This is a genomic window from Streptomyces sp. NPDC102467, assembly GCF_044765445.1.
In the GTDB taxonomy this organism is placed as follows: Bacteria; Actinomycetota; Actinomycetes; order Streptomycetales; family Streptomycetaceae; genus Streptomyces.
This window is the reverse complement of record NZ_JBIWKA010000015.1, coordinates 263,547-285,814: the sequence shown is the minus strand read 5'-3', so window position 1 is coordinate 285,814 and position 22,268 is coordinate 263,547. Positions and strand designations below refer to the sequence as shown.

Genomic DNA, 22,268 nt, shown 5'->3' with positions numbered 1-22,268 from the left:
TGCGGGAACACGATGCTCAGCAAATTGTCAGACACAACCGACCATGCCACCGCGGTGACGTAACGTCACTCCGTCACGGAAATCTTGACTGAGCCAGTCGATGACGCCGCCGCGTGCCAGAACCTGGGGCCGCAAGGGCAGCACTCCGGTCGTCGGCGTGCGCGGGCGGGGATCGGGCCGAGTCTCCATAGCGGGGATGACCTGCTACAAGCCGGGTGAGCGATCCCGTTTGTTCTACGCAATCCGTGAGTACCGGGGCCGCAAGAACGAGCCGAAGGGCTTCGGCTGGAAGGACTACCGCGACCTCGTCATCCGCGCCCACACACAGCTCGGCGGCCCGATCGTGCTGGTGTGGGACAACCTGCGCATGCACCTGGTCGCGCCACTGAGGGAGTTCTTCGAGGCCAACGCTTCATGGCTCACCGTATTTCAGCTGCCGACTTACGCCCCGGACCTCAACCCGCAGGAGGGCATCTGGTCCCTGGTCAAACGCGACCTCGGCAACCTGGCCGCCGCCGACCTCAGCCAGGTCACCCGCGCTGTGAAGCGCAAACTCAAGATGCTGCAGTACAGGCCGGAGGTGATCGATGGATGCTTGGTTGGCACCGGCCTGACCCTGTCGACGTGATCGTCAGAAGATGCCGAAGAAGCGATCCCACCAGCTGGGCCGCTGAACATGCCAGGGCAGTCGGCTCGGCCCGTCGTAGTCACTCTCCAGTAGTTCCTCGGCAACCACGACATAGCCAAGCTCGACCAGCGCCCGGTTGACCTTGGCAAGGTCCGCGCCGTCGAGCTCGCCCTCGGCTTGGGCGTCATCCGTTCCGAGGAAGGCGCCCGGGTTGTCGGCGCAGACCAGAGCCAACGAGCCGAACTTGCTCACGCAGACGACGATTCGAGTGCCGCACACGGTTGCGTCTGCGGGTACGACGATGCGTCCGTACTCGCTAGAGTCCTGGGTGTCCTGCTCGGCCGTGCAGCGAGCTGCGAAGTCAACTTCGAGCCGGGCCATCAGAACACCGAAGTGGACTGCGGTCTCGCCACGGCCGTAGTGTCGCGGCCGCTCCAGCCACTCCGGATCATCGAGCTCGCGTAGCAACGCCAGCAGATCCGCTTCGCTCTCGGTCATGCGCTCATCTTGGCGCAGCAACCATCCGCGGAGCAGGTCGGGGCACCACCACACTCACCGTTCCCCGACATCACTCATTCAAGGTCAGTAGTCAGCGCGAGCGCGGCGGCTTGTTCTCCGGGAATTGCTGGGCGGCGGCCGGGCGGACCGAGGACGACTCGATCGCTGCATTGATGTGCCGGAGCGCGAGCAGGGACCAGGACGGGCCGCCTCGGGATACCGCGACGGAGCCAGGCCGGTGACCAATTTCGCTCAGCATCGGCGATTTCAGTGCCTATTGCCGTGTACTCGAGACAGGTCAAGGCATAGTGCCGGCTTCCGGCGTTGTCCAGCGCGGCCGCTCGACTCCACGTCTCCTGGAAGGCGGGATGGTTGTTGCCACGGACGCTGGCGGGCACGATGCCTCGGGCACGGATCTGGTCAAGGTAGACGTCGTGGTCGTAGCTGCGGTCAGCGGCGCAACGACGAAGCTGGTGGTAGACGGGTTCTCGACCAATATTGCCCGCGCTCGCCAGAAGCTGCGCGTGCTACGGCGATCACACTGGGGTGCGACGGTGTCGGCATCCGTGTTGTCCACCGCGCGGTCCGAGACTGCCGCGTTGTTGACAACGTTTCAGCTGTCGGCATCGACGGGGTAGCCACGGGCAAGCGTGTCCAGCCGGGATTCGGCGGGGTGCGGCCGCAGCGGTAAGAAGGTGCAGTAACCTTCGGTACTGGGCGTGGGGATGAGGGGGAAGCGTGGACTCACACGTGGTGTCGTATGCGCTGGATGCTGACACGGTGGTTCAGTTCGAGGTTGAGCCGACAGGCGACTGGCAGCAAGTGCGCGCTGGCCAGGTCGCTAGCAGTGTGGACGAGGCCGCCCGGCCTGCGGTGGAGGCTGCCCAACGGGTGCTGGCACAGGCGGTGGCGCTCAGGCCAGCCGAGGTAGAAGTGAGTTTTGGCATCAAGGTCAGTGGAACGGCGAACTGGCTTGTTGCTAAGGCCGCTTCAGAGGCGAGCTTCGGAGTCAAGCTCACATGGCGTCAGGGCTCAGGGGACGTTCATGGCTCGAGCGAGAGCGAGGGCGAGAGCGACAGTCCGGAATGACGGAGAGCTCTCGGCCAGGGGCGCGCCCGGCCTCAGATGTGTGGGTGACGGCCATTCACCAGGGAGCGGATCTGAGGCCCTTGGGCTCAGGGTTTGTCATCGATTCGCGCCGCGTAATTACTTGCGCCCATGTGGTCCACGACGGGGGCCGGGTGTGCAAGGAGCTTTGGGTTGCGTTTCCTAAAGCGGAAGAGCTCATGCACCTGCGGCTGCGGGTGGAAGAGGTCGTCGCTCCACCCGTGCAGGAGCAGGATCTTCACGACGTTGCGGTCTTGGTTCTTGAAGATGATGTTGCGATGGAGTACGTGGCGCCGCTGCGACGGCCGGCAGCGCGTGACCTGGTCGATAGCTCTTGGTGGTCCTTTGGGTTTCCCGATGGTCGGCTTGGCAACTCAGCAGCCGGAAATGTAGGTGAGGCTCTGGCCTACGGCTGGGTGCGGTTGGACACGGAATCACGGTATCCAGTCCAACCGGGCTACAGCGGCGCTGCCCTGTGGTCAGCTGAGTACGAGGCCGTCGTGGGCTTGGTGGGGCAGGCCCGCCAGGGGTCCGGCGACGCCCGTGCTTTGACTCTGCGTGCCGCCGACATGATGCTGCCGACGGCGAAGTTGAGTCTTCTGACGGAGTGGACAGTTCAAGCGGCCGGGGACGTCGCCCTGTCTGCGTGGGGCTGGAGCCTGGCGGGAGATGAGGAATCTGGACGTCACTGGCGTCCCCGAGCCAGAGGGGTCAGCACGGATGCCGAGCGTGGCTTCCGTTTTCGCGGGCGCGCTGCCGCCTTGGAGAAGATAAAGGCTTGGATCTCCACCCCCCTGCAAGATCGTCGGCAGGTGTTGTTGGTGACGGGGTCTCCTGGGGTGGGGAAGTCGGCAGTGTTGGGGCGCGTGGTCACCACGGCCGATCCACAGATTGCTAGGGCGCTGCCCACGGACGATGTCGCTGTGCGCTCGCACGTTGGTTCGGTGGCGTGTGCGGTACACGCCCGGGACAAGACTGCTATAGAGGTGGCACGCGAGATTGCCACCGCGGCCTCAGCTGCCTTGCCCGGGCAGGCCAGCGAGCTGCCGGACCTGTTGCGTACCAGGTTGCAGGAGGATGAGCGGGGCATCTTCTGTGTGGTGATCGATGCGTTGGATGAGGCAAGTACGCCTGAGGATGCCCGCCAGATTCTGCAGACTGCCGTGGCACTCACCGAAACGTGCGCCGATTTGGATGTGCGTGTGGTGGTCGGAAGCCGCCGCGTTGATGATGCCGGCGACCTGCTGACGTCCTACGCACGATCACTGCATGTTGTTGATCTCGATGAGCCGGAGTTTTTCGCGCGGGAAGATCTCGTCTCATACGCTCTGGCCACCCTGCAGATGGTCGGCGACGAAAGAGTCGGCAACCCGTACAACGACACCGCCACTGCGATGAAGGTTTCTGAGCGTATCGCCGACATGGCGCAAGGAAACTTCCTCATCGCAGGTCTGGTCGCTCGCTCGCACGGTATGCACGATCAGCAGGCCGTCTCAGTTGCGCGTTTGCAGTACACCGTGACGGTAGAGACGGCCCTGCGGGAGTACCTTACTCGTCTGCCGGACATGGGCGAGGCCAGCGCGGAAGCTCTCTTGACGGCTCTCGCCTACGCGGAGTCCCCGGGCCTGCCTGCTGGATTGTGGCGTGTGGTAGTCCATGCGCTGACCGACGTGTGGGTAGATGAGCAGGACCTCAGAACTTTCGCACGCTCAGCAGCGGCTAACTTCCTCGTCGAATCAAGCGAAGCCGTCACAAGCACGGGAGGCTTCCGCCTCTTCCACCAAGCCCTCAATGAGGCCCTCCTGCGGCATCGGGCAAGATCAACAGCCTCAAAGGATGACGAGCGGTCCATCGCTCGAGCACTGATCCGCGGCGTCAACGCGCGATGGGCGACCGCGCCGAGCTATGTGCTGCGATCTCTGCCAGGGCATGCGGTGCGAGGAGGAATCATCGACGAGCTCCTCGCCGACGACAGCTACCCACTCCATGCTGACCTGCGTCGCCTTGTGCCCGCAGCCAAAGCAGCTTCGAGACCGGCAGGACGCACGCGTGCACGCCTTCTGCGCAAGACACCTCAGGCCCTCGAAGCAGTAGCGAACGAACGCATCGCCCTCTTCACGGTGACCGAGGCAAGAGAACAACTGGGTTTCTCCTACCGAGACCAAGCCAGCGACGCCATCACTCCCTACCACGCCCAATGGGCCGTGGGCGCACCCCATGCGGAAGACATTGTGCTGGAGGGGCACACCGGATGGATTAACGCCCTGTGCTCTGTCCCCTTGGGTGATCGGATGCTGCTGGCCAGCGCCAGCAATGACCACACCATCAGGTTGTGGGATCCCGACACGGGGGAGGCGCTGCGGGTTTTGGCCGGACACACAGGTCCGGTTCGCACGATCACGGCGGTGAGTAACAACGGGCGCACACTGCTCGCCAGCGGCGGCAGTGATCACACAGTGCAAATCTGGGACCCCGCAACAGGGCATCACATTCGCACCATTGACGCTCACACCGCTTCCGTGAACGACCTTTGCGCGATTGACCTGGGCGATCGGATGCTGCTGGCCAGCGCCAGCAACGACCACACGATCAAGCTCTGGGACCCTGAGACCGCAGACATGCTCCACCAGCTACCCGGCGACATCGGTCCCGTCCGCACGCTCACATCGCTTTGCCACAACAACGAGATACTCCTCGTTAGCGCAGGCGACGACTGCCAGGTGCGATTTTGGGACCCTGCCGCAGGCCGGCACCTCCGCGCCTTTCCCAGCAACACCTCCTGGATCACCGACCTTAGCCCTGTGCAGTACGGCGACCAGACCCTGCTTGCACTCGCCAGCAACGACAAGGCCATCCAGCTCTGGGACCCGGCAACGGGACACACAGTCGACACCATCACCCATCACGCAGACTGGGTGCGAGCCCTGGCCACCATCCCCACGCCCGCACGCACCCTCGTCGCCAGCGGCGGCCACGACAACGCCGTCCGGCTCTGGAACAGCCACAACGGCGAATTGCTCCACGCCTTCGAAGGCCACACCGACTGGGTGACCAGCGTGTGCCCGCTCCAGGGGCAAGATCACGTTTTCGTGGCCAGCGCCGGCAACGACAACGCCATCCGACTCTGGGACGCCCAAGCCACACCACCCCTCAAAACCACCGACGAGGGCGGCGGCGTCACAGCAGTCTGCGCGATCCCATGCACAACCAAGCCCCTCCTGGCCTCCGCCGAGAGCAATGACTGCATCTACGTGCGCAACGCCACCACAGGAGAAGTAGTCAGAACACTGCAGGGTCACGACGACTGGGTTCGATCCATGTGCCCTCTGCCCATCAACGGGCAGACCGCTCTTGCCGCCGGCGGCGACAACCACCGCATCTTTATCTGGGATCCTGCAACGGGCGCACTCCTTCGAACGCTAAACGGACACGAGGACGCGGTCAGCGCCCTACGCCCGGTAGCGGTAGGCGGAAGCACCCTGCTGGTCAGCGCCAGCAGCGACCGCACCGTCCGCCTGTGGGACCCAGCCCGTCACGAACGTTGCATCGGCCAAGCAATCTGGGACCACGCCATCTTGGCCATGGAGACCATCGTCATCGACACACAAGAAATCGTGGCAACAGGGCACGAAGACGGCAGCATCAGCCTCTGGGATCCCCACAAGCAGCGCCGCGTACGCGAATGGGACGCGCACAACGACGGGGTCACGGCGTTGGCAACCGTGACCATAGGCGAAGACACACTCCTTGCTAGCGCAGGTGAGGACCGCTTCCTGCACCTTTGGAACCCCAACAACGGGCAACCCGTGCACCGATTTGACGGCCATACAGACAAGATCACCACCCTGACGCCCGTCACCATCGAAGAACGCGCTCACTTGGTGTCGACCAGCGACGATCGAACCGTACGTGTCTGGGACCTGAAGAATCGACGCGCCACCACGACCGTGGCCGTGCACTCCCCAGCCTGGGCCAGCGCCGACTGCGATGATTCACTGGTGGTGGGCCTAAGCGACGGCATCTTGAGCCTGCACCTCTGGTAGCCCCCTATGACACGACGACGCACACAGCAGGCACACTCCACGACCATGCGCCGCCCCCGAAAACCCGCACTGCGCCTGAGATACAGCAGCGGACCACACGAAGCGAACAAACTCTGGATGCTCACGAGCTGTGCCCTCACGCGAGTTCCAGGGGAGTTCAAGAGCCAGTTCGCGACCAACCCTGCTCACTGACGGGCACCCGAACCACCACACCGTGCAGGGCCGACTCGCATGGCATTGAGATGCACCGTGGACAGAGGCGAGACGCATGACGCACCGTGAAGAATCCCTGTACACCACATTCAAGACCATTCTCGAGCTTTCCCAACCCGCCCTACGGCTAGAGCAGTTCGGACTCGAACCAGATCAAATTTCCGAGCTCCAGGAACGCCACAACCAGCTCAACCTACTGCGCAGTCCTGAGATAAGTCTGGGACCCATCGCCACGTGGTACACCGGCCCTCGTGCCAGGGACATCTTCTGGCCCGCACTCACTGAGCAACTCGCGTCCGATACCTACAACGCGCGCTCTCTGACGTCACTTGACGACACGTCCACGCGTGTCGTCGCGCACCTGCATCACCCACAGGAACCCACTTTTGCCACCCGAGGTCTGGTATTGACCCACCCACAGGCGGGAAATACCACCAATATCGCGGCCGTGATCGCAAAAGCGGCTGACCGTGGGTATCGGATGTTCATCGTCTTGACCGGTCTACACAACGCCATGCGCACCCAGTTGCAGGAGCGACTCGACCAGCTTCTGGTCGCGCCACACCGTTCCCGCTGGCAACAACTGACCACTCTAGAGAAGGACTTCCAGCCAACGCCTGTCACTCCAGGAATTTTTCGCGATGGCAGCAGTGCGTGTGGGCTGGCTGTCATCAAGAAGAACAGCAGGGTACTCCAAAAAGTTGACAACTGGCTGGCACATTTTTCTGATCTGCTCCACGAATGCCCCACCCTTGTCATTGACACGGAGTTCAACCTGCCCTCGGTGGCGTCGAATAGCATCACACCCCGCGTCCAATCGTTCCTGCATAAAATGCCCCGCGCCGGCTATCTCGGATACACCACAACGGCCCTTAACGGCCTGCTCATAGAGCCGGGAACCGAAGAGCTCTTCCCCAAAGACTTCATTATCTCTCTGCCCCCACCCGAGAGCTACGCCGGACCCGAGGTCCTCTTCGGCCGCGAGCCTCGAGACGGCGACCTTGAGCAGACCGATGACGGACACGACATGATCCGTCTCATCCCAGATGAAGACGCCCAGCGCCTCCGCCCCCAATCACGGGCCGCAGCGGAGACTTTCCGCCTTGAAGTTCCCCCCACGCTTCGAGACGCCCTGGAATACTTCTGGCTAGTTGCAGCAGCCCGCACTGTCCGCGGCAGCGGAACACCACACAATACGATGCTCATCCACGCGGGCCCCTACTCCGCCGTCCAGGCAGAGTTCCTGACCCGACTAACTGATATGTGCGCAGAAAGCCTTAAACAACTTTCGTCGACGTCCTACGTCACCCACCTGCGCCAGGTGTGGGAACACGAAATGAAGCGTGTCTCGGCGAGAGAATTCGGGCTTAGGGAAGTCAGCTTCGATGATCTCCTTCCTCACCTACACAGCATTGTGCATAAGTGCGGCATTACCGGGGACAGGCATAACGATGACGACGCGCTTCATCCCATCCCCGAAACCACCGTCGTGGTCGGCGGCGGGACACCATTGGGGCGAGGCCGAGAGTTGGACGGCGTGTCCGTGGCATATTTCGGCAGCACTACATCATCCGCCTATGAAACCCTTCGACAAGCGGAACGCTGGTTCGGGCTGCGCGCAGGTTATGCAGACCTTCCCCGAGTCTGGATCACAGAAGAGCTGTCGATATGGTGGCGCGAGTTGGCCCGAGCTGACAACGAAATGCGATTCCTGGCTGACCGGGCCTTTGAAGAGCTAACGACTCCAATGGACCTCGCCGTGCGCGTGCGACGTCATCCTCAGGCACAGGTCGTAAGAGCGGCCAAAGGCGGATCCTATTTGCCGTCAATCTCCTACGGCGGTCGCCGCGTCCAGACCCACCGCTTCCGCACCAATGCTGAGTGGCTACGTATCAACATGGAAGCAGCCCGGACTCTCGTAGCCACATCTGCAACATTCGCGACCCGCATACAAGAAGAAGCAGCCTTGGGGCGCTACATTTTCCACGACGTGCCAAGTGGTGCTGTGATCGACTTTCTTGGCGCCTATCAATTTCACGAAGAAACCTCGGGTGATATGCCAAGGTTGCTGATTGATTATATTCGCAAACGTATGCGCGTTGCTGACTCGCTCAGTCGATGGAACATTGCCATTCTCGGCAAACCAGCCGAGAATGACGAGGCCAACTTCACCTTCTTCGAAGGCGTCACCGTGGGTCGCGTCATCCGGTCCAGGCTCCGCATGCCATCAGGTGCGCCTCAAGACTTTGCCGACATCAAAACGCTGATGAGCCGACTAGACGCGGCAGTGGACTTGAACATAGATACAGCTAAACTGTACGAAAATGAAATCCGTCGAGCTCGACAAGAGCAGCTGCCGCACACCGGGCTGCTCGCCCTCTACCCTATCGACAAAACGTCGAGTTCTCCCCTAGATCGTAAATCGCGGGCGCCTCTCAATGCTGAAGAACACGTCATCGGTGTGGGGATTGTATTTCCCGAGCCGCAAGGTATGGACTCGATGGTTTAATTGATGTGCGCGGTCCCGCGTGCCGGATGAAAAAGAATCATCTAGCTACCTGGTGCTCTGGGATCATTTTGTGACTGATTCCTCGAGGTCGCCGGAGAGCGACTCACTCACAAGTTCACACCGCCGATCACAGCTCAGGTTACCGAAGGAATGCGCGCAGCGATCTCGCGTGTGAGCCAGGACGCCACCTCCGACAACTCCGCTGAGTCCGCGCGTGCGCACTACGACCCGCCCCCTCACCGGCGGACGGTCTTGGCCCGATATCCGCGAATCTGTCGTACTCGCTGATGCCCTAAGGAGCCCAAGGCGCGTACCGCACCTGCTGGGCACTCGGAAGACGGCGGCTGTCGAAACCTTGGTCAGGGGCCCGTACCGGATGCGAACAACCGCTCAACGACGGGACGTTGACCAGCAGGGGTGTCAGGTTGGAAAAGTTCATTATGTTGGCTGTTCTTAGAGATCATCTCATTTGGCTGGCTAGACTTGTCGGGTGTCGAAAATCGTTGAACGGCTGGTGCCGGACGAGTTGTGGGAGCTGTTCCAGCGGGTGGTTCCGGAGGCGCCGTCGCGGCCTCAGGGCGGCGGCCGGCGTCGGCACGGCGACCGCGAAGTGCTGGCCGCGATCGTCTTCGTGGCGACCTCGGGCTGCACGTGGCAGCAGGTGCCGGCCGCGTCGTTCGGGCCGTCCGGCGCGACGGCCCACCGGCGGTTCACCGAGTGGACCAAGGCCCGGGTGTGGGCCAAACTCCACCGCCTGGTGCTCGACGAACTCGGATCCCGCGGCGGGCTGGATTGGTCGCGGTGCGCGATCGACTCGATCAACATGCGGGCCCTGAAAAGGGGGAACTGACAGGTCCGAATCCTGTGGACCGGGGCAAGTACGGGTCAAAGATCCACTTAATCACGGAGCGGACCGGACTGCCCCTGTCCATCGGCATCTCGAGCGCCAACACGCACGACAGCCAGGCACTGATCCCCCTCGTGAAGGGCATCCCGCCGATCCGCTCACGCCGCGGCCCCCGGCGGCGCAGACCCCACAAACTCCACGCGGACAAGGGGTACGACTACAACCACCTGCGACGATGGCTGTCCAGCCGGGGCATCCGTCATCGCATTGCCCGCAGGGGTATCGAGTCCTCGACCCATCTGGGCCGGCACCGCTGGACCGTAGAACGCACGATGTCCTGGCTCGCCGGATGCCGCCGACTACACCGCCGCTACGAACGCAAAGCCGACCACTTCCTGGCCTTTGCCAGCATCGCCTGCACCCTCATCTGCTACCGCAGACTAGCCAAATGAGATGGTCTCTTACCCGGTCTCGACGCTGCGCTGTATCAGACCGGCGGCGCGGTCGAGGTCTTCGCGGGAGGCGATGCGCACCTCGACGACGTCGCCCTGCAGACCGAGGCTGCCGAGCCCGCGCAGATCGCGGGTGAAGCCGTCGCACAGGTCCACTGCGTCAGGATTGAGCCGCAAATTCACCACGAGCACCTTGTTGCGAGGCTGGATGCGCACCGTGGCCACGTTCTTGATACGGCGGTAGGAGAAGTAGTGCAGCTGCGGTTCCCGCCGCACGTCCCGGTGCGACAGCAGCATCTCGTCGAGATCTGCGTACAGCTCGCGCAGCTCCTTGGGTGACGCGTCGAGATACTGCTGGACCGACTTCGGTGCCGAGGCGCCCGTGCGAGCCGATGACGAGGTCTTGCCGCGTGCCGGGGCGCGGGTACCTCCGTTCGCGCTGACAAGCTGCAGTGCGACGGCATCGCCGAAGACCCGGTAGGTCACGAGATCGATCCGGTGCGGGATCATCTCCACGGCCACCGTCTCGTGGTACGTAAAGGCGCCGGCGACGCACACGATCCGCGGGGCACTCCAGTCGACGTCTCCGGCGACCTCCTCGCCTAGCTTGTCGCGGACCAGGTTCTCGAACTCGTGGTGATGGTCCTGCAGCCAGCACAGATACGAGAGAGCCTGGACGATGACCGCCTCGTTCTTGGTCCGCTTGTACTCCACGATGACGGGAGTGCCGTTCTCGTCGAGGCCAAGCGAGTCGATCCGACCGCCGTGGCGCCCAGTGCGGTACTCGGTTGCCAGGAACCGGATGCCCAGCATCCTCTCCATGTTGGCCTCGATCAGGTGTTGCAACTCAGCCTCCACACTGACGGCCTCCCCGGGTACCTCTGTGACGTCCCGCCCTCTGACCTTGAAGACCTTCAAGTTGCTCATGTGCCTCTCCACCCCGCACGACCACTGAGAACGAGTAATCGTCAACGACATCGATCTATTCCGCAGGCCAGGCCAACTCGCCGAGCGCATGGGTGGATGGAGTCCAGGCGTGTTGGAGGAGTAGAGGTGGGTGGGCAGTTGGCTGAGTCGGGCTGGATTGCCCTCTTGTGCGCGGCAAGACATTCAGCCGGCGTGACCAATAACGCCTGTGAGCCCGAGTATCTTCGCTAACTCCAGGCCCAAGTGTCATGGGCCAGAAAGGTAGGTAAAGAGCGATGCGAGCCAGAGATTGAATGTCCTGTTCGCGACCGTACTTCGTGCATCTGTCGCCGAGTACGTCAAAAGGTGGTCCGGCTCGTCGTCGAGTAATGACTCTGAACCTTATGAGCCCTACCTTTCTGCGCGCGCTGCTGTCCCCAATCACGAGCTGCAACGCGGTTTGGACGGTCTATCGCAGCAAGCGCACCCTCTCCTTCGATGTAGCCTGGCGGCAGGCGCGCCTGGCCAGACACCCTGATGAGCTGGTGTATCGCCAGTGGGGGCACGGAGCACCTGATGCCCCCGTACAGCGAACGAACGTAAGAAGGGAGAAGTCGGGACAGGACAGCGAACCGCGTCCGCCCGAAGGAAACTGATACTCGCTAGAACACCTCGTCGCTGAGGCCAAAGAGACACAATGAAACGGTTGGGACTGGTGGTGCGAATCAGCTTTCGGCCATCTTCGTCAACGCGTGATCGGTGTGGCAGTGAACAGGTGAGAATTTCAATCATTGGTGCAACACGTGGTTAACCAGGGGGAGTGCATGGCTGATCTCAGTGCTTTATCCGCCGTCCTCGGTGCGGGTCTGCCAGCGACCTTCACTTTTCTCTACCAGCGCTTGGACAACTTGCTCAGGCGCGGTGGCGCACCCGAGACCGAGTTGGACGGCCAAACCCTCAGCGGTGAACTGAGCCTGCCGTTGACGGCGAACGAGGGAGAGCTCACCAGCCGACACGGTGACCTAGAACGGCTGCGCGACATGCTGCACGTCTATCGGCAGAACTCGACGCTGGTGAGCACCGGCGACGCCGGCCTCCTGCGCCTGCTGGGTGAGCTGCGCGGCACCCTCGAAGGCATCTACGGGCAGCGCCTGACGTTCGTGGGCGAGCAAGGGCGGGCACCTTCGGGGGCCCAGTCATGGCAGAAGAGTGAGACCGTCCGCGGCCGCATGACGGGGATCGACACCGAGGCAGACGACGGCAACATGCGGTCCGTCCAGGACATCACCACGGTCGAGGAGAGCGGAGAGGTCACAGGCATCCGGATCAGGGACAGGAGGAACCCGCCGCCCGACTCCTTTCGCTGATCTGGCGCACCTGTCTTCCGGCCGGCCTAGAGAATGGTTCGTCGAGATGTCCGAGCTCACGTCTGACCAGCACCAGCCACCTAGAGTCGAAAGCGGTGAACCGCCCGCCATCGACAGCGGGCTGTCACCTCTGTCCGAGAACGCAGGCGTGAACCCTGCCAAGCCGGACGGGCCCGCGGGGACGCCGGGCGCAGATGGCTCGCCTGCGCTCGCTGGGGCGCAGACTCCTCCGGAATCTGCTGCTATGCGGGCTGAAGAACGTAGTCAACCTGCCGAGTCTTACGAGGCTTGGCGCACACTTCAGCGCATCGGTACCAATCACGGGCTCGTGATCGGCACTCTCATCCAGCAGAATATCCGACGACTGCGCGGGACCACACTGACAGAAATCGAAATCGAAGACTGCCTACGCGCATACGTCGCCAACTCCGATGATGAGACAGCGATCGCGAAGATTCTTGGCCAACGACGGATCGTCGTCCTGACTGGCGCCGACGGCAGCGGTCGCTTCACCACCGCGCTCCGTATGCTGCGTCAGCGGGTGGGCAACGCCATCCGCCAGGTGCGCCGCGAACCTGGGACCCCATTTGACGCCGCCGGGCTGACCGAAGAAGGCACGGGCTGGATCCTGGACCTCCGGGCTGAAGCCCCACATGCCGGCTTCGGTCGGGAACTAGCCGATGACTGCGACGAGGTACCCGATGGATCCTTCCTCGTCGTGCTGATGAGTACTGCTGCCTGGACCCAATGCGGCCGAGGAGCAGTGGACTTGTCCCACGAGATCGTTGGACCGTCCCCAATCGCGGTCTTGGAAAAGCTCCTTGAGTCTGCGCCGCTGGCCATCGGGCACAGAACATGGACCGGCGATACAGTGATCGCGAAGGGCGTCAAAGGTCTGGTACCGGGCCAGATCGCGAACTGGGCCGACGCCATCGTCACTACTGAGGAACTTGAGCGTGACGCGGGGCGGCTCACCCCAACGACCGCTCGCGATCAGCTCTATATCGCCAAACTCATCAGCAGCGTCGTCAAGGTCGCTGAGAACTGGCGCAGCACACTCCTCGACTGGCATCACCGTCATCAGGACAGCGACTACCGCAACTTCCTCTTGGCGGCCGCAGTCCTCGAGGGATCCAGCGCACAGACAATTTATCGAGCCGCTGAAAACCTGGCCCAGAAGTTCGACGAGGAGCCTACCCCACGCCCTGGCCAGAAGGGTCTCGGTGTCATCGCGCTCACCGACGCTGCGGACGCCGACCTTTTGCCGGACGGTAAAATTCGCTTCCGGTACCACCACCAGGCCGAAGCCGTCGTCGACTACTTTCTCGACGATCGCCCACACCTGCTCAAGAGATTTACCACCTGGACCGCCGCTCAAGTCAGCGCCTTGGAGGACAAGGAGGCGGCCGGTTTCCTCGCACAGCGCGTCATCCACTGGACCGTTCGCTACACGGCCCGTCACCGCACTACGCGGTTGTTGAAGGAACTCGCTGACCAGTGGTCTACGAAGCAAGAGCAAGCGGCCTGCGACATGCTCGTCCTGGCAGCCCTCGACAACCATGCCGGAAGCCTTGCCCGCAACGCGTACCGCAGGTGGGCACGAGGCGAAGCAGGCGCCCTTAGCGACACCTTCACCATCGTCCTCATCCGGGCCTGTCGCCGCCTGATCGACGTGCATCCAACCAGCATGCTCGGCCGTCTCGCCGAGCTGGCTACGCTCACGGTGGACGACAGTCGGCAGCGCGGTGATGCCGTGACTGAAGCGATCGGTGAGGCTCTGAACACTCTGTGGGATCAGGACACCCAGCGTCCCGCGATCCGAATGCAACTCAGGCAATGGGCTGCAGACCCGCACAGCCCTCAGGGCACGGCAGCACAGAACACCTTCGCTCACCTGGCTCAACGCCGGAGTACCAGCAGCCCCGCCCTCCTGACCGATACGGACCAAGATCGCGCCTGGCTGACTGGCATGTGGCGCAATGCCCTGCCCACCATAGGTGAGCCACCGCAGAGTGTGGCAACGGCCTTTGGGTACTGGATGCAGACGGCCCTGGAACAGCCCGACCTCAGAGACGACATCGAGCAGATCTTCCGCGAGGCAGTACACGCCGACCCCGACCCGTACTACAGCGGCAGCCGTCATGTCGCGATGCAAAAGCTCTTGTTCAGCTGGGCCCCCACGCCCCCGCCCGCACACCAGGTTGGGGAAGCTGTGCACCTGCGCGACCGCTTCCTCGCAGCCTTGCAGGAGCAAGACCCTGCCACGCCACCCAAGCTCCATGCGCCGCAGAACTGACCCCGCCGGTTGGCCAGACCCGCGCAGCGGCCATCTTGAGGGCACCGGAGGCTCGCTGCCGAGTGATACCCCGGGCTACAGGTTCGACGCAGAAATACTGGGGCGCTGGGAGGAAACACCCAGCGCCCGGCCGCACAATAATCCCGGTGAGGCAGCCCTCCACTACACCCTGGCCACCGCTCACGCGATCACCTGTCGGTACACCCTCAGCGACGTTCATGCGGCGCAGGCTCACCTCAACTCTGTGCTGGGCACCGTTTGCGACCTCAAGGAGCTTCCCGTCCGGGTGCTGTGGGCCAATTTTCGGCTGACCACGACTGGCCAGGACCGCGCCGCGGTTAGCGCGTTGCAACAGCGCCTGCACAACGAAGCCCTGCACGAACAGGTCCAGCGCCAACGACTCCAGGCAGCACGAGACCTCCATGAACAGCTCGTCACCACACCAACTCTGGCCTTGGCCTACTGGCTCTCTCAGCGCCCCGACGCCACCAAGGACACCCTTGAGACCCTCGAAGAACTCACCCGTCAGATCACCGCCCACGCTGCGGGCAACGCATGGGTCCAGGTGGCGCATCTCCTGCAGACCTTCGTGAACGACCTTGCAACGGACCAGCGCGCGAACCTCGTCCGAAGCCTGGCCCAGATTGTTCTGCGCTACGACCAACCTCACCTGGCCGAGCAGCTGCAGAACATTGCCGCCGACCTTCCCTCCGCATGGGGGGCGACAGGACCTGACGATCATCTAGGAAAGTCAGCAGGAGGTCAGCTTTGAGACTGTCGGAGCTGGTCAAACTCTGCGACACCTGAAGTTGGGGCATCACGCGAGAACGTGCTCTGGCCTGGAAGGTTGCTGGCCCAGGGTGTGAGCGTATGCTGCCCGCGTGTCCGTGTAAGAGAACCAGTCGTACCACTCGACGGCGTTGCCGACTGAGGCGGCAAGAGGTTGGCGGACAGGATTGTCGGAGTGGGGGGGGCTCTGTAACCGCCACGTCCCGGCCCAAGGAACGTGGCAGTTCGCCTTCAAGCCGGGGCAACCGACACCAAGGCGTGCGGGTGTAGTCGCCTGACGGGGAGTGACCGCGCGACCTGGCTGCCTCCCCGTGCAATCTGCGCGCTGCGCCTCCGCAGTGATTTGTAGGAACCGTGCAACCGGCTCCTCTAGTCAGCATCGTTCCCTGGAGGAGGCTGCTCCGTGGCGCTTGAGCCGCTGCCCCTTGAGGGGGGCGGTTCGGCTCTGGCCACAGAAGCACGAGCTCAGGAGGCCGGGTCGGGCAAGAGATCGGTCTTCGGCTAGGACCTGACGGGGCGTCACGAAAGTCAGCATTGGGTCAGCATCAGTCCGACTAAAGCTGGCTACAGCTGACGAAACTTGCGACTCGTAGGTGCGGGTCCAGGCGTCGGGAGAAGCGTTTGCGATCGCGTTGGAGGGAAGTCAGGCGAGACGGCTTTGCTGCTCGCTCGACTTCATGTGGAGTGCGCCGAGAACAGTTCGTTCAGCGCACCCGACCTCGGGGTTTAAGAGCCACAGGCGGCAACTCAGGCGCATCCAACCGTCCCCCGTCGTACCCCTTCACATCCCCAAACCTCGACCCACTCATCCAGTCCTCACGCGCCTGAGTGATATCGTCCTGCGACCTGCCGATGAAGTTCCACCACATGACCAGCTCCTCCTCGAACGGCTCCCCGCCCAGCAGCATCAGGCCCGCGTCCGACTCCGCCAGGACCGGGAGTTCGGTGCGGCCGCAGCCGAGGTAGAGCATGGCGCCGGGGAGGACCGGGGCGCCGTCGACGTGGGTGGAGCCGGACAGCGACAGGACCGCGTACTCGAAGTCGGGGTTCAGGGGGACGCGGACGTCGGCGCCGGCGGTCAACGTCAGGTCCGCGCCGACGATCGGGGTGTACGTGGTGCCGGGGGACGTCGCCCCGTCGAGGGTGCCCAGGATCACCGTGGCGGTCAGACCGGGCGCCGTCACCCGGGGCAGTTCGGCGTGGTGCTCGAAGTGCGGGTCCGTGTGGCGGTGAGCGTCCGGGAGGGCCACCCACAGTTGGGCGCCGTGCAGGAGGCGGGCGTGCGGGGCGGGGCTCTCCTCGGAGTGGGAGATCGCGCGGCCCGACGTCATCAGGCCCAGCTCGCGGGGGCGGATCGTCTGCAGGCTGCCGGTCGAGTCGCGGTGCAGGACCTCGCCGTCGTGCAGCCAGCTCACCGTCTGCAGGCCCATGTGCGGGTGCGGCGGCACCTGCATGCCCGGCTCGTCCGCGATGTCGTCGGGACCGTAATGGTCGACGAACGCCCAGGCGCCGACCATCCGCCGCCCCAGGTTCGGCAGCAGTCTGCGCACCTCCGTGGACGCGCCGAGCCGGACGTGGCGCGGGCTGAGGAGTTCACGGACCGGCTCCGCGACGACGAAGCCGCGCCCGCCGCACACGGAGGGAACCGGCTCGCGATCAAGATTGCTCATGCCCGACAACCTAGACCCGCCACCGCTGCCCGTCAGGCCCGTACGAGGAAGTCGTGGCGACCGCGCCCGGAAGTCGCCCCGTCGGACGGCGTGCGCAGCCGCGCGTCCGCCGCCCGTACGGGTCACCCCAGCGCGCCACGCGCCGCCCTTGCCACTGGAATGGACGCGTGCCCCCCGTGACCGCGGTGCCCCACACTCTGCCGCCGGACGACTGCCTCGCCCGCAACGACTGGATCTGCGGCGAGTACCTGAGCACGCGCAGGCACATCCTGCTCGACGCCGTCGCGCAGCATCTGCAGATCACCCTCGTCGCCGTCGCGATCGCCCTCGTCATCGCCGTGCCGCTGGCCGTCGTCGCGCGCCGCTGGGGATGGGCCGCCGGGCCCGTGCTCGCCCTGACCACCGTGCTGTACACGATCCCGTCGCTGGCCATGTTCTCGCTGCTGCTGCCCGCCTACGGACTGTCCGCCACGCTCGTCGTCGCCGGCCTCGTGCTGTACTCGCTGACGCTGCTGGTGCGCAACATCCTCGCCGGGCTGCGCGCCGTGCCCGAAGAGACCCGGCAGGCCGCCCGCGGCATGGGCTACGGGCCGATCCGGCTGCTGCTCACCGTCGAACTGCCCCTCGCCCTGCCCGCCGCCATGGCCGGCCTGCGCATCGCGACCGTGTCCGCCGTGTCCCTGGTGACCGTCGGCGCCATCGTCGGCCACGGAGGCCTGGGGAACCTGATCTACGCCGGCATGAACACGTACTTCAAGGCGCAGGTGCTGGCCGCCTCCGTGCTCTGCGTCGTCATCGCCGTCGCCGCTGATCTGCTGCTCCTGGGCGTGGGCCGGCTCCTCACCCCCTGGACGAGAGCGAGCCGCGCGTGAAGACCCTCACCGACGCCTGGCACTGGCTCGCCGACGCCGCGCACTGGTCCGGCGACGACGGCATCTGGCACCGCCTCACCCAGCACCTCGTGCTCACGATCGTGTGCCTGGTCCTCAGCTGCCTGATCGCCCTGCCCATCGCTCTGGTGCTCGGGCATCTCGGCAAGGGCGGGGCGCTCGCCGTCAACATCTCCAACGTGGGCCGCGCCGTGCCCACCTTCGCCGTTCTCGTGCTCCTGCTCCTCACCCCGCTCGGCCAGTACGGCGAAGGGCCCACCGTCGTCGCCCTCGTCCTGTTCGCCGTGCCGCCGCTGCTCACCAACGCGTACGTGGGGATGCGCGGCGTCGACCGTGAAGTCGTCCGGGCCGCGCGGGGCATGGGCATGACCGGGCGGCAGATGCTGCTGCGGGTGGAGGCGCCGCTCGCCCTGCCGATGATCATGAACGGGGTGCGGATCGCCGCCGTGCAGCTCGTCGCCACCGCCACCATCGCCGCGCTCGCGGGCGGCGGCGGGCTCGGGCGCATCATCACCGCCGGGTTCAACCTCGCCAGTACCCCCCAGGTCGTCGCGGGCGCTGTGCTCGTCGCCGTCTTCGCCCTGGTCGTGGAAGGGCTCTTCGAGATCGTCGAGCGGCTCGCGCCGTCCTGGGCGCGGGGGAGGGCCGGATGAGTGCGCTGAGACATCGGCTCGTGGGGCCGCTCGGCCTCGTGCTGCTTCTCGCCGGGTGTGCGACCGGGCCCTCCCTGGAGAACCAGGGCGAGGTGACCGCGCCGCCCGGCGACAGCAAGCACCTCGTCATCGGGTCCGCCGGGTTCACCGAGAGCGACCTGCTCGCCACCATGTACGAACTGCTGCTGAAGAACGCCGGCTACAAAACCGAGATCCTGTCCGTCGCCAACCGTGAGCTGTACGAACCCGCCATGGAATCCGGACAGATCGACGTCGTCCCGGAGTACGCGGCCACCTTCGCCGACTGGCTCAACGCCAAGACCAACGGCGCCGACGCGAAGCCCGTAGGCTCTCCCGACCTCGACGACACCATGAAATCCCTGCGAGCACTGGCCCGGCCCCGCGGCCTGGACGTGCTCGACCCCGGTAAGGCCGTCGACCAGAACGCCTTCGCCGTCGCCGAGTCCTACGCCGCACAGCACCATCTCAAAACGCTCAGCGATCTCGGCGCGGCCGGACTGGAAGTGCGGCTCGCCGCAGGCGACGAGTGCGTCCAACGCCCTTACTGCGAACCGGGGTTGAAGAAGGTCTACGGGATCGACATCACCGGCGTCGACCCGAAGGGCGTCGGTACCACCCAGTCCAAGAAGGCCGTGCAGAGCGGGCAGGACCAGATGGTGCTCACCACGAGCACCGACGCGACGCTCTCCGACTTCGGGCTCGTGCTGCTCACCGACGACAAGAAACTGCAGAACGCCGACTACATCGTGCCCGTCGTGAACCGCTCGCGGGCGGGCAGCGAGAAGGTCGCGAAAACGCTGGGCGCCCTCAACTCCGTACTCACGACCAAGGATCTGGCCTCCATGAACCAGCAGGTCGACAGTTGGCGCAGGCTCCCCGAGGACGTCGCGCGGAGCTACCTGGAGGACAAAGGGCTACTGAAGTAGGCGCGTACGGGAGGGTGTGCCGGGGCCGGATCGCGGGAACGTGAAACGCCCCGCCCCAGGTGAACCCTCCCGACAGGAACGCCCATGGAATCAGCCGTCGTCATCGGCGCGGGCGTGCTCGGCGCCTGCGTCAGCTATCACCTGGCCCGCGCGGGCGTCCGGGTCGTCGTCGTGGAGGAGGCGCGGCCCGCGGCCGGCACTTCCGGCGCCACGTTCTCCGCGGACGTGACCCACCTGAAGACCCCGTACGCCTACTACCGCCTGAACCGGCAGGGCTCCGATGAGCATCGCGTGCTGTCCGACGCGCTCGGCGGCCCTGCCTGGCGGCATCCCGCGCCCCTCCTGCAGTGGGCCGACGGGGACGCGGCGCAACAGGCGCTGCGCGAGCGGGCCCTGCGTGCCCGGGGCTGGGGGCTCGACTGCCGCCTCGCCCCGCCGTCCGTGCTGCGCGAACTGGCGCCGGCCGTGGACCCCGCCGCCTGCGGCGCGGACGAGGTCGTGGTGTATGGGAGCACGTCCTGGTTCGACGCGCCGCGTTTCGTGCACACCCTGCTCGACGCCGCCGTGCGGCACGGCGCCGAGACGCACTACGGGGTTGCCGTCACCGGCCTGACGCGAGTGGGCGGGCGGATCACCGGGGTGGTCGCGGGCGACCGCTCCTTCAGCGCCGACGCCGTTGTGAACTGCGCGGGGCCCGGGGCCGATCGCGTCGCGGAGTTCGCCGGGGTGCGGCTGCCGATGCGGCGCGTCCCGGGCCTGGTGACCGAGAGCGACGCGCTGCCCGGGGGCCCGCTCACCGCGATCGTCGCCGCCCCCGGCATCGACCTGCGGCCCACGCCCGGCGGTGGCGTGCTGGCCCTGTCCTGGGACGTCGACGCGCGGCTGAACGGCGCCGTCGACGGACTCCCGCAGGAACTGCACCGGCGCGCCGGAGCCGTCCTGCCGGGCCTTGCGCGGGCCCGGATCGAGGACGCCCGGATCGGCGTGCGGCCCGTACCGTCCGACGGGCTGCCGCTGGTGGGCGCGGTGCCCGAGGCGCCAGGCCTGTACCACCTTGTCTCGCACAGCGCGGTCACCCTGGCCCCGGTCCTCGGCCGGCTCGCCGCGCGGGAGATCACCACCGGACGGCCCGCCACGGAACTCGCCGCGTACCGGCCGGACCGGGCCGTCCCCGGCGACGTACACGACGAGAACCTGCGCGCGATGAACCGTCGACGACCGAAGTCTGAAGGTAAACCTTAGGGTGAGAGTCCGCGGGGAGGGGGGCGGCTCAGGCGTCGGCGACCGAGTCGAACTCCACCTCGTCGCGGCCGATTCCCTGCGCGTCCGCGTCGACCGAGCGGCGCAGCGCCTCGTGGAGTTTGGCCGGGGTGAGGACGCCGAGGAAGCGCGAGCCGTCGAGGACCGCCACCCAGCCCGCGTCGTGCTGGAGCATCACGCCGAACGCCTGCTTGAGCGGAGCGCCGACCGGAACCCACGCGTTCATCCGGTGCGCGAGGTCCTGGACCCGCCCGTCGGGTCCCGCCTGCGTGGCCTCGTCGACGCCGACCCAGCCGTGCAGATCGCCGCCCTCGTCCAGGACGACCGCCCAGCGCGCCTGCGCCTCCCGCATCCGGGCCGCGGCCCGCGCGGCGGACTCGTCGAGGCGGGCCACCGCGGGCTGCTCCAGGTCGTGCGGCTCGATCTCGGTGACCGACAGGCGCTTGAGGCCGCGGTCCGCACCGACGAACTCGGCGACGTACGGTGTCGCCGGCGTGCCGAGGACCGCGCCCGGGGTGTCGTACTGCTCGATCCGGCCCTCCCCGTAGACCGCGATCCGGTCGCCGAGCCGCACCGCTTCCTCGATGTCGTGCGTGACCAGCAGGACCGTCTTGCGCACCGCCGCCTGCATACGCAGGAACTCGTCCTGCAACTGCTCGCGCACCACCGGGTCGACGGCGCCGAACGGTTCGTCCATCAGCAGCACCGGCGGGTCCGCGGCCAGCGCGCGGGCCACGCCCACGCGCTGGCGCTGGCCGCCCGAGAGCTGCTCCGGGTAGCGGCTGCCGAACGTCTTGGGGTCCAGGCCCACCAGATCGAGCAGTTCGGCGGCGCGCGCCCGTGCCTGCGCCTTCTTCCAGCCGATCAGCGCGGGGACGGTCGCCGTGTTGTCGAGGACCGTGCGGTGCGGGAAGAGGCCGACCTGCTGGATGACGTAGCCGATGCGGCGGCGCAGCTTCACCGGGTCGAGCGTGGCGATGTCCTCGCCGTCGACGTAGATACGGCCGGACGTCGGCTCGATGAGCCGGTTGACCATCATCATCGTGGTGGTCTTGCCGCAGCCGGACGGGCCGACGAGCGTGACCAGTTCGCCCTCGGCGACCTCGAAGGAGAGGCCGTCGACCGCCGTCGTGCCGTCCGCGTACCGCTTGGTGACCTGATCGAACCGGATCATGGACTTAACGCTAACCGCG

The 22,268-nt window shown here is 65.3% G+C and carries 16 protein-coding genes; 12 read left to right on the top strand and 4 right to left on the bottom strand.

The genetic code is table 11. The annotated features are described in order from the left end of the window. Positions 1-100 precede the first annotated feature (100 nt). Positions 101-628 (top strand): transposase, encoded by a 528-nt coding sequence (locus ACIREE_RS30390; protein WP_404159078.1) that lies wholly within the window; start codon positions 101-103, stop codon positions 626-628. A 3-nt stretch (positions 629-631) separates the two neighbouring features. Here ACIREE_RS30390 and ACIREE_RS30385 read toward each other — a convergent pair whose 3' ends face one another. Continuing rightward, positions 632-1,126, bottom strand: a complete 495-nt coding sequence (locus tag ACIREE_RS30385; RefSeq protein WP_404159075.1) for a hypothetical protein — start codon at positions 1,124-1,126, stop codon at positions 632-634. 738 nt (positions 1,127-1,864) lie between these two features. Between ACIREE_RS30385 and ACIREE_RS30380 the strand changes: the two genes are divergently transcribed. From ACIREE_RS30380 to ACIREE_RS30365, 4 genes are all read left to right on the top strand, one after another. Continuing rightward, complete coding sequence (locus tag ACIREE_RS30380; RefSeq protein ID WP_404159073.1) at positions 1,865-2,215, top strand: CU044_2847 family protein; 351 nt, start codon at positions 1,865-1,867, stop codon at positions 2,213-2,215. Positions 2,216-2,259: 44 nt separating this feature from the next. Continuing rightward, positions 2,260-6,276, top strand: a complete 4,017-nt coding sequence (locus tag ACIREE_RS30375; protein ID WP_404159070.1) for a trypsin-like peptidase domain-containing protein — start codon at positions 2,260-2,262, stop codon at positions 6,274-6,276. A gap of 268 nt (positions 6,277-6,544) precedes the next feature. Beyond that, entirely contained in the window at positions 6,545-8,998 is a 2,454-nt protein-coding gene (locus ACIREE_RS30370) for a Z1 domain-containing protein (protein WP_404159067.1), read from the top strand. Positions 8,999-9,497: 499 nt separating this feature from the next. After that, positions 9,498-10,297, top strand: a protein-coding gene (locus tag ACIREE_RS30365) for an IS5 family transposase (protein ID WP_404159102.1) whose coding sequence is annotated in 2 segments (ribosomal slippage) — positions 9,498-9,846 and positions 9,846-10,297 — 801 coding nt in all. Because the reading frame shifts where the segments join, the coding sequence is not laid out codon by codon here. Positions 10,298-10,306: 9 nt separating this feature from the next. Here ACIREE_RS30365 and ACIREE_RS30360 read toward each other — a convergent pair. Beyond that, positions 10,307-11,224: a transporter gene (locus ACIREE_RS30360; protein ID WP_404159064.1), complete on the bottom strand. Its 918-nt coding sequence runs from the start codon at positions 11,222-11,224 to the stop codon at positions 10,307-10,309. An 803-nt stretch (positions 11,225-12,027) separates the two neighbouring features. On the opposite strand from ACIREE_RS30360, the gene ACIREE_RS30355 reads away from it, so the two are divergent. The 3 genes from ACIREE_RS30355 to ACIREE_RS30345 all read left to right on the top strand — a co-directional run bounded on the left by ACIREE_RS30355 (position 12,028) and on the right by ACIREE_RS30345 (position 15,638). Continuing rightward, the gene (locus ACIREE_RS30355; RefSeq protein ID WP_404159061.1) at positions 12,028-12,570 is read left to right on the top strand and encodes a hypothetical protein; all 543 of its coding nucleotides are present in this window, start codon (positions 12,028-12,030) and stop codon (positions 12,568-12,570) included. 328 nt (positions 12,571-12,898) lie between these two features. Continuing rightward, positions 12,899-14,866 (top strand): hypothetical protein, encoded by a 1,968-nt coding sequence (locus ACIREE_RS30350; protein WP_404159058.1) that lies wholly within the window; start codon positions 12,899-12,901, stop codon positions 14,864-14,866. Further along, positions 14,850-15,638, top strand: a complete 789-nt coding sequence (locus tag ACIREE_RS30345) for a hypothetical protein (RefSeq protein WP_404159055.1) — start codon at positions 14,850-14,852, stop codon at positions 15,636-15,638. The genes ACIREE_RS30350 and ACIREE_RS30345 overlap by 17 nt, the downstream gene beginning before the upstream one ends. Before the next feature lie 721 nt (positions 15,639-16,359). Here the strand turns inward: ACIREE_RS30345 and ACIREE_RS30340 are convergent. Then, positions 16,360-17,325: a pirin family protein gene (locus tag ACIREE_RS30340; RefSeq protein ID WP_404159052.1), complete on the bottom strand. Its 966-nt coding sequence runs from the start codon at positions 17,323-17,325 to the stop codon at positions 16,360-16,362. Positions 17,326-17,501: 176 nt separating this feature from the next. Here ACIREE_RS30340 and ACIREE_RS30335 point away from each other — a divergent pair, with 176 nt between their 5' ends. From ACIREE_RS30335 to ACIREE_RS30320, 4 genes are all read left to right on the top strand, one after another. After that, positions 17,502-18,197: an ABC transporter permease gene (locus ACIREE_RS30335; RefSeq protein ID WP_404159049.1), complete on the top strand. Its 696-nt coding sequence runs from the start codon at positions 17,502-17,504 to the stop codon at positions 18,195-18,197. Further along, positions 18,194-18,868 carry an ABC transporter permease gene (locus ACIREE_RS30330; protein ID WP_404159046.1) on the top strand — a complete coding sequence of 225 codons (675 nt, stop codon included), beginning with the start codon at positions 18,194-18,196 and terminating at the stop codon, positions 18,866-18,868. Before ACIREE_RS30335 ends, ACIREE_RS30330 begins: the two co-directional genes overlap by 4 nt. Continuing rightward, complete coding sequence (locus tag ACIREE_RS30325) at positions 18,865-19,815, top strand: ABC transporter substrate-binding protein (RefSeq protein ID WP_404159043.1); 951 nt, start codon at positions 18,865-18,867, stop codon at positions 19,813-19,815. The genes ACIREE_RS30330 and ACIREE_RS30325 overlap by 4 nt, the downstream gene beginning before the upstream one ends. An 84-nt stretch (positions 19,816-19,899) precedes the next feature. Continuing rightward, complete coding sequence (locus ACIREE_RS30320) at positions 19,900-21,057, top strand: NAD(P)/FAD-dependent oxidoreductase (protein WP_404159040.1); 1,158 nt, start codon at positions 19,900-19,902, stop codon at positions 21,055-21,057. 28 nt (positions 21,058-21,085) lie between these two features. Here the strand turns inward: ACIREE_RS30320 and ACIREE_RS30315 are convergent, their stop codons facing one another. Further along, a complete protein-coding gene (locus ACIREE_RS30315) occupies positions 21,086-22,249 on the bottom strand; it encodes an ABC transporter ATP-binding protein (RefSeq protein ID WP_404159037.1) in 1,164 nt (387 codons plus the stop codon). Between the last annotated feature and the right edge of the window lie 19 nt (positions 22,250-22,268).